At 70.0% G+C, this 7724-nt stretch carries 7 protein-coding genes and 1 rRNA gene; 6 read left to right on the top strand and 2 right to left on the bottom strand.

Translation table 11 applies throughout. The features are described from left to right. Nucleotides 1-61: ribosomal RNA gene (locus tag VF584_06460) — 16S ribosomal RNA — on the bottom strand; the annotation flags it as partial. 692 nt (nucleotides 62-753) lie between these two features. On the opposite strand from VF584_06460, the gene VF584_06455 reads away from it, so the two are divergent. From VF584_06455 to VF584_06445, 3 genes are all read left to right on the top strand, one after another. Continuing rightward, a complete protein-coding gene (locus VF584_06455; GenBank protein ID HEX8209812.1) occupies nucleotides 754-1995 on the top strand; it encodes an aminoacetone oxidase family FAD-binding enzyme in 1242 nt (413 codons plus the stop codon). An 88-nt stretch (nucleotides 1996-2083) separates the two neighbouring features. Beyond that, a complete protein-coding gene (locus tag VF584_06450; GenBank protein HEX8209811.1) occupies nucleotides 2084-2644 on the top strand; it encodes an NUDIX hydrolase in 561 nt (186 codons plus the stop codon). A 115-nt stretch (nucleotides 2645-2759) separates the two neighbouring features. After that, nucleotides 2760-3194 (top strand): thioesterase family protein, encoded by a 435-nt coding sequence (locus tag VF584_06445; GenBank protein ID HEX8209810.1) that lies wholly within the window; start codon nucleotides 2760-2762, stop codon nucleotides 3192-3194. 110 nt (nucleotides 3195-3304) lie between these two features. Here the strand turns inward: VF584_06445 and VF584_06440 are convergent, their stop codons facing one another. Beyond that, a complete protein-coding gene (locus VF584_06440; GenBank protein ID HEX8209809.1) occupies nucleotides 3305-4135 on the bottom strand; it encodes a hypothetical protein in 831 nt (276 codons plus the stop codon). 244 nt (nucleotides 4136-4379) lie between these two features. On the opposite strand from VF584_06440, the gene VF584_06435 reads away from it, so the two are divergent. The 3 genes from VF584_06435 to VF584_06425 all read left to right on the top strand — a co-directional run bounded on the left by VF584_06435 (nucleotide 4380) and on the right by VF584_06425 (nucleotide 7484). Beyond that, nucleotides 4380-5708 (top strand): sigma 54-interacting transcriptional regulator, encoded by a 1329-nt coding sequence (locus VF584_06435; protein ID HEX8209808.1) that lies wholly within the window; start codon nucleotides 4380-4382, stop codon nucleotides 5706-5708. Nucleotides 5709-5836: 128 nt separating this feature from the next. Further along, entirely contained in the window at nucleotides 5837-6439 is a 603-nt protein-coding gene (locus VF584_06430; GenBank protein ID HEX8209807.1) for a hypothetical protein, read from the top strand. Nucleotides 6440-6452: 13 nt separating this feature from the next. Further along, nucleotides 6453-7484 carry a tetratricopeptide repeat protein gene (locus VF584_06425; GenBank protein ID HEX8209806.1) on the top strand — a complete coding sequence of 344 codons (1032 nt, stop codon included), beginning with the start codon at nucleotides 6453-6455 and terminating at the stop codon, nucleotides 7482-7484. Nucleotides 7485-7724 lie beyond the last annotated feature (240 nt).

Here is a 7724-nt window from a genome sequence, read left to right as displayed (position 1 = left end):
CTTGCATGTGTTAAGCGCGCCGCCAGCGTTCGTCCTGAGCCAGGATCAAACTCTCCATGAGTTCAAACAGCTCCAGAGAACAAACGACTGTATCGTTCGTTCGGTTCTTCTTCACGTTGTGTGCAATCCGTGCGATGCCTCGAAGGACACCTGCAGGCACCGCGGGAGACGTGACGCCCCCGGCTGATGTGCCACACGGCCGCTCCGCAATTCCTTAGTTCGCGGGCTGCACAAAGCACTCCCCAATACCCGATTTGTCAAAACTTCCGCGCGGCTCTTCTCACCGCGTCTTCCATGGCAACCCGGCCAGTTTCACCCGGCCCGTCGCGTGTCCGCCGTGCTTCCGGCGAGTCTTACAATCTACCACCCCGCCGCCCTTCCGTCAACCCCTCCGCAACTACCGTTTTTCCAACTTCCGCCGCACCCGATCCGCAGCGAACTCATTGAAGCTACTCGGTTTATCGCGGATCGTCAAGGGGCGAAAACTAGCGTTTCCAACAATTCCCTCAACCGCGCCGCCATTCGAGCGACAGCCCTACAACGTATCCGCTTAATCCGGAGTCGTCAAGGCCTCGCTGGCCATCGATCGCGTGCTCCGTTCTTGCGGGGCCACCAGTATAAACGGGTGTCACGGATCGGTCAAGGGGGGGCGGGACGCTCCTGTTTCCAATCTGGCACGCGCCCGCCGTGCGGGAGGGCGGCGGGCGTGCTATGCTGTCCGACTTCGCCGCCAAACCATCGGAGGGAGCCGATTTGAGCGAGATTGGGACGGACGCACTGCCCATCGTGGTGATCGGGGCCGGCGCCGCGGGGACGATGGCCGCCATCTTCGCCGCGTGCGCGGGGCGGCCCACGTTGTTACTGGAGCGCACGCGCGACGGGGGACGAAAGATCCTCATCAGCGGGGGCGGGCGGTGCAACATCCTGCCGTCGCGGATGGACCCGGCGCAGTACTTCACCTCGTCGTCGCGCAACACGCTGAAGAAGATGCTCCTCTCCTGGCCCCTGCCGGACCAGCGGCGCTTCTTCGAGGAGGAGGTGGGACTGCGGCTGGAGCTGGAGGAGGAGACGGGGAAGCTCTTTCCATCGACCCACAAGGCGCGCGACGTCCGCGACGGGCTGCTGGCGCTGGCGGAGCGGCGCGGGGTGCTGATGCGCTTCGGGAGCTACGTGGTGGGGCTGCGGCCCGGCGGCGAGGGGGAGCCATGGCGCGTCCTGCTGGAGGGCGGCGGGCAGATCGACGCGGCGCGGGTGATCATCGCGACCGGCGGCCTTTCGGTGCCGGCGACGGGGAGCGACGGCACTGGGCTGCGAGTGGTGAAGCAGCTCGGGCACACGCTGAACGACACCTTCGCGGCGCTCACCCCACTCACCAGCGCGCGCACCCCGCACGCCCCGCTCGCGGGGATCTCGCTGACGGTGAAGCTGGAGGCGCCGCTCGGGAAGGGCCGGCTGGCGGCGGAGGGCGGCTTTCTCTTCACCCACCGCGGCTACAGCGGGCCCACGGTGCTGGACGTGTCGCACGTCGCCGTGCAGTCGGCGGAGAGCGCGTCGCCTGCGCCGATCCTGGTGCAGTGGACGCAGTTCGACGCGGCGGCGTGGGAGCGGATGCTGATGGAGCGGTCGCAGGGGACGGTAGCCAACGTGGTGCGCCGCCACCTTCCGCACCGCCTGGCCGACGCGCTGCTGGACGAGGCGGGGGTGGACGAGGCGCGCACCCTTCCGCAGCTGCGCCGCGACGAGCGGCAGCGGCTGGTGGAGATGCTCGCGCGCTATCCGCTGCCGTGGACGGGGCACGAGGGGTACAAGAAGGCGGAGGTCACGGGTGGCGGCGTGCCGCTGAGCGAGGTGGATCCGCGGACGCTGGAAAGCCGCGTCGTGCCTGGGCTGCACCTGTGCGGCGAGATCCTGGACTGCTTCGGACCGATCGGCGGCTACAACTTCTTTTGGGCGTGGGCCACGGGGCGGGCGGCGGGGCTCGGCGCCTCGGGGTGACACAATCGTTGTGCAGACTGGCTTTCGAACGCACTATCCAGGGACCCGCCCGCTTCTCCTCACCTAACTTCTCGCCCAGAAGGCCGCCATGTCAAAGAGTCTCCGCGACGTCACCGAGATGATGGACCTGGGTCTGGAGGAACACAAAACCGGCGAGATTTCGACAAAGACTCCCCCGAAACACCGGTCGTACGTGCTGCTCTACGTGCCGAAAAAGGACAAGATCGTGATGGGGAAGCTGGCGAACACCAAGCCGTGTCTTTTCGGAGGTGGCAGAGACGTGACGGGCCGGGAAAAAGACGAGGAAACGATCAAGCGCGAGCTGCTGGAGGAGACTGGAGGGTGCGTAAGGTTCGAACCGGGCTCCCTCAACGCCTTCTACACTTCCAAGGACGGCCTGCGCCGGTTCTACTGGACGGACCGGGTCGCCGAGAACGTCCCGGCGTTCCGCCCGAACTCCGAGATCTCCAAAATCGGGTACGCGCGGGTCAAGCTTGGACTCGTGCCCCACATGGCCTCTCCGAGCACCCTGGCGAACGCGATGCTGGACGCCTTCCAGACGGCGCAGTCGCAGCGCGCGAGCTTCCTGCGGGAGGACACTGTCCGGGCGATCTACGCCTGGGTGAAGAACATCTATCCCGCGCTCTGAAGCAGCAGAGCTCGGTAAGTGCGAAGCGGCGAGCCGCGGAGAAGTCTCACTGCTCCCGTGGCCCGCCGTTTACCGCTTTCCCCGGTCCACCCGAACGCCCGAGAAAGTGCGCCCGATGTCTGGACCCGACGAATCCGCCGCTTACCCCGTCGTCGTTGAGATCCCCGTGGCCTGGGGCGACATGGACTACTTCAGGCACGTCAACAACATCGTCTTCTTTCGCTACTTCGAGAGCGCGCGCATCGAGTACCTGGAGCGGATCGGCTTCCGCGAGCTGACGGAAGAGGCGTCGGTGGGACCGATTCTGGCCTCGACCGGCTGCCGCTTCCGCCGTCCGCTCACCTGGCCGGACACGGTGGCGGTGGGCGCGCGCGTGACGGAGGTGGGGGAGGATCGCTTCTCGATGGCGTACCGCCTGGTGAGCCGCAAGTCAGGCGAGGTGGCGGCGGAGGGCGACGGCGTGCTGGTGTCGTTCGATTACGCCGCTGAGAAGAAGGTGCCGCTGCCGGAGCGTGTGCGGCGGGCAATCGAGCTGCTCGAAGGGCGGTAACGGCAATCTCACACAGAGCCGCAGAGGGGGATAACAAGAGGGACAGAGAGGAACGACCTTGTCTTTCCCTCTTGCCGTTTGCTCTGTGGCTCTGTGTGAGGCCCAGCAGTTTAGCGGCGGCCGCTGTGCCCCTCGCCGCGGAAGCCGCGATCGACGCGCAGCTCGATGAGCTGGTTGTTGGATGCGGCCAGGTTCGCCACCTGCGTGCCGCTGCGGAAGAGGACCGCCGGGTCCAGCGTGATGGTGACCTGCGGCGCCGCCGACGTCTCCGTCAGCACCAGCGGCGGGTTGAGCGGCACGCGGGTGCGCAACTCGGCGCGGACGAAGACGCGGAAGGGCTGCGCGGCGCCCAGCGTCCCGTTCGCGCGCGGCTGAAAGGTGCCCGAAACCATCATGCTCGCCTTCTGCGGCCAGTTCGGGATCTCGGCGCGGATCTGCTGGAGGAGCGCGGCGGTGCGAGCGGCCTCGCCGGCGTCGTCGTCGCTGTTGGAGTCGTCGTCGTTGTCGTCCAGGTTCTTGACGCGGAACTCCACCTCGTCGTAGGTGCCGGGCTTCACCGACCCGGCGTCGACCGTGACCACGCCGTCGAAGGGCAAGTTGATGAAGAGCGGCCCGACGTTGAAGTCGTCGCAGTCGTCGCCGCCGCCGTTGTCCTCGCAGCGGTTGACGTCGTCGTCGCCGCGCAGGCGGAAGCGCGCGACCACGGCGCGCAGATCGGTGAGGGTGAGGACGCCGTTGTCGCCGGTGAGGACGAGCTGGCCGGCGGCCGCCGAGAGGCTGGCGGACTCCGCGGGGGCGAGCTGGGCCGAGGCGCCGCTGGTGCGGGCGGTGAAGTTGATGCTCACCTGGTCGCCCGCCGCGGAGCCGGCCGAGGGCGAGTCGCACGCGGTGCCCAGGATGGCGGCGGCGAGGAGGGTCGGGATCGCGAGTCGGTTGGTCATGGTGGTTCTCCGTGGTTCGGGCCGGGCCGGGTGCCCGGCGTGTGTCTCTGGCTCCTTCCAAAGGCAACGGGGGTACCAGGGAACGCCGTCCAGAGCCCGGCTGCCGTAAACCCGCGCCGCGACTGCGCTTCGCCGTGGGCCTGCCGCGCTGGCGCGCGAACGGCTGGCGCGCTATATCGTTCCATATCGCTACACTCCCGCCGCGTGGCGCTACGCGCGGCACCGTCCCCCTGCCCGTTCGGCCGTGACCCAGCTCGTCGTCGTCGCACGCTCTGAATCGTTTTCCGCCGTCTGGCCGGAGCTCGCCGCGCTGGCCGGGGCGGAGCTGCGCGTGGTGGCGGACGCGGAGGCGTGCGGCCCGCTGGGCGAGGCGGCGCTGCTGGGCGTGGCGGGAGTGGAGGAGGAGGCGGAGGGGGAGGTGCGTGCCCTGGCCGCGGCCGGATCGCCCGCGCCGCTGGTGATCGGGGCGCGCGCGGACCACCGGCTCGCGGCCAGCCTCGTGCGCGCGGGAGCGGGGGATTACTTCGCGCTCCCCGGCGACATCGAGGCGCTGCGGGCGGAGATGAAGGAGCGCGCGCGGCGCCGGGAAGGGCGCGCGGCGGGGGCGCGGCTGGCGGCACAGGAGCGGACGGCGTTCGACTTCGGAAAGATCGTGGGGAAGAGCCCGCAGATCCGCGCGGCGCTGGACCGGGCGGCGCGCATCATCCCCCGCGACCGTGCCACGGTGCTCATCACCGGCGAAACGGGGACGGGGAAGGAGCTGCTGGCGCAGGCGATCCACTACAACGGACCGCGCGCCCCCGCTCCTTTCGTGGAGCTGAACTGCGCCGCCCTCCCCGCCGGTCTGCTGGAAACGGAGCTTTTCGGCCACGAGCGGGGCGCCTTCACCGACGCGCGCGCCGCTAAGCCCGGTCTTTTCGAGGCGGCGGACGGCGGGTCGCTCTTCCTGGACGAGATCGGCGAGCTGCCGCTCACGCTGCAGGGGAAGATCCTCAAGGCGCTGGAGGAAAAGGAGGTGCGGCGCGTGGGCGCCGTCCGCGGGCGCACGGTGGACGTGCGCATCATCGCGGCGACCCACGTGGACCTGGCGGCGGCGGTGGCGCGGAAGGAGTTCCGGGAGGACCTGTACTACCGCCTCAACGTCATCCCGCTGCACCTGCCGGCGCTCAGGGAGCGGGGAGAGGACGTGGTGCTCATCGCCGAGCACTTCCTGCGCTCGCTCGCGGAGCAGTACGGGATGGAGGCGCCCGCCATCGGCCCCGAGCTGAAGCGGGCGCTGATGGCGCACACGTGGCCCGGCAACGTGCGGGAGCTGCGCAACGGACTGGAGCGCGCCCTCCTGCTGGGCGACGGCGGGCTCGATCCGGCGGACCTCTTTCCCGCCCTCCCCGTCCCCGCACCCGTCTCCAACGGCGCGATCCCATTCCCCGCATCGCTCACGGAAATCGTGCGCGGGGCGGCGGTGGCGATGCTGGAGCGCTTCGACGGGAACAAGAGCGCGGCGGCCGATGCGCTGGGGATCTCACGCTCGCGGCTGTACCGCCTGCTGGAAGGGGAGGATGTAGCGGAATGAGACATCCGTTGCGGCGCGCGACAGCCACACCCAGCAAAAAGCAAGGCGCCACGCCGCTTTTCTCGGGCTCGCGCCTTGCCCTCTCCGGCACACGACACACGATCCACGCCCACTCGGGATACCGATAGATGAAACAGAACCGTACGATCGCGCTCGCCGCCCTTGCCGCCGCCCTCCTGCTGGGCGGATGCGAGCGCGGCGGCACGGACAACCCGCCTGACGTGGTGCCGGACGCCCAGTTCGTCGTCGTCCGGCAGGCTTCCAACGCCCCGGCGCTCGCGGCGCGGGAAGCCACCTTCTGGGCGAAGGCGGGCGACAATGCCGAGGTGCGCATCCCGTACACCACGGGGGAGAACTGCCTGGAGTTCAAGATCCCGGGCAACGGGCTCCTGCGCCGGCCGGACGGCACCGCGTTCCGGCGCGGCGACTCCATCCAGGTCACGATCCGCGTGCTGGACCCGAACCGCTTCAACTTCGAGTTCCAGCCGAGCGGGCTGCGCTTCGACCCGGACCACCCGGCGGAGCTGCGCATGCGCTACAGGTACGCCGACCCGGACCTGAACGGCGACGGCCGGGTGGATTCGGCGGACGAGCGCTCGCGCCTGGGGATCTGGCGCCAGGAGGCGGATGGGCAGCCGTGGGTGCGGATCGGCACGGTGCGCGACGCGGAGCTGGACGAGGTGCGCGCGGAGCTTCAGGGGTTCACGAAGTACGCGATGGCGTCGAACTGAGCCGGCGAATTCCGTGACCTCCCTTCCCCCCTCCACCGAGCTGGCCGACGCCCGCGCCCTCGCGGCGCGGCGCGACTGGCTGGGGCTGGCGGCCCGCCTTCGTGGCGTGCCGGAAGAAGCGTTCGTGGCGGAGCCCGAGCTGGGCTTCCTCTACGCGGACGCCTGCCGCCGCGTGGGGGACACGGGGACGGCGCTGAGGGTAGCCGCGCAGGTGGAGCCGGAGGCGCGCCGCACGGGGAACCGGCGGCTGGTGTTGGAGGTGGTGAACCTGCTGGGGATGACGCACTTCGAGGCGGGGCGCCTTCCCGATGCCGCGGCGCGCTGGGAGGAGCTGCTCAGCTACTCCACCGATTGGGGCGACGACGATCACGTAGCCCGCGCGGCAAACGGGCTGGGGGTGGTGGCGAACGTGGGCGGGCGGCGGGAGGCGGCGCTCACCTTCTACCAGCGCGCCCTTGCCGGCTACACGCGGGTGGGGAACCGGCGCGGGCTGGCGCAGACGCACTACAACCTGGGGATCTCCTTCCGCGACCTGAGGCGGAACGACGACGCGGACGCGCACTATCGCCGCGCGATGGAGCTGGCGGAGGCCACGGAGAGCGAGGACGTGATCGCGCTGGCCGAGGTGGAGCGCGCCGAGCTGCGCATCCGCGGCGGCGACGGGCGGCTGGCGATGTCGCTTGCGGCGCGCGCCGGCGAGCGCTTCCGCCGCATCGGCGATCCCACGGGCTACGCGGGCGCGGTGCGGGTGATGGCGTCCGCGGCGCGCGCCGGCGGGGACGATGACGAGGCGGAGGCGCGGCTGGAGGAGGCGCTCGGGATCGCGCTGCAGCACGAGGATGCGCTTCTGCGCGCGGAGGTGCAGCGGGATCGCGGGGTGCTGCTGCGGGATACCGGGCGCGTGGCGGAGGCGCGGGAGGCGCTGGAGGATGCGCTGGAGCACTTCGGGATGCTGGATGCGGCGGAGGATGTGGAGGTGGTGAGGGGGCTGCTGGAGGGGGTGGATGGGGGGCGGGGTGGTGGTGGGGTGGGATTCGGCGGTTGAAACCGCTGGAACAACGGCGGGAAGCCTGCCTTCGCAGGCTCCGGGGGCGGGATGGGTGCCGGCTCACCGGGGGATGAAGCCCCGCGGCTGGAACCACGGGAAGGCGGCTGAAGCCGGCTCGCGAGGAGCGGACGGTCAGTGGAGGCAGAGTTGCGAGGGGTTGCAGCAGCCGCCTTTCGCGTCTGGAATCGGGGCTTGGCTCGGGGCGAAACACGGGCAGCCACGCGGGGCAGCCCCTAC

It is taken from the genome of Longimicrobium sp. (assembly GCA_036389135.1).
Classification (GTDB): Bacteria; Gemmatimonadota; Gemmatimonadetes; order Longimicrobiales; family Longimicrobiaceae; genus Longimicrobium.
Note: the sequence above shows the minus strand (reverse complement) of the source record. Positions and strands in the feature narration are given on the sequence as shown.

What these genes read in the sequence shown, in the direction of transcription:
- VF584_06450 (HEX8209811.1), top strand. Translation starts at nt 2,084, where the DNA reads ATGTCAAAGAGTCTCCGCGACGTCACCGAGATGATGGACCTGGGTCTG.
- VF584_06445 (HEX8209810.1), top strand. Translation starts at nt 2,760, where the DNA reads ATGTCTGGACCCGACGAATCCGCCGCTTACCCCGTCGTCGTTGAGATC.
- VF584_06440 (HEX8209809.1), bottom strand. Translation starts at nt 4,135, where the DNA reads ATGACCAACCGACTCGCGATCCCGACCCTCCTCGCCGCCGCCATCCTG.
- VF584_06430 (HEX8209807.1), top strand. Translation starts at nt 5,837, where the DNA reads ATGAAACAGAACCGTACGATCGCGCTCGCCGCCCTTGCCGCCGCCCTC.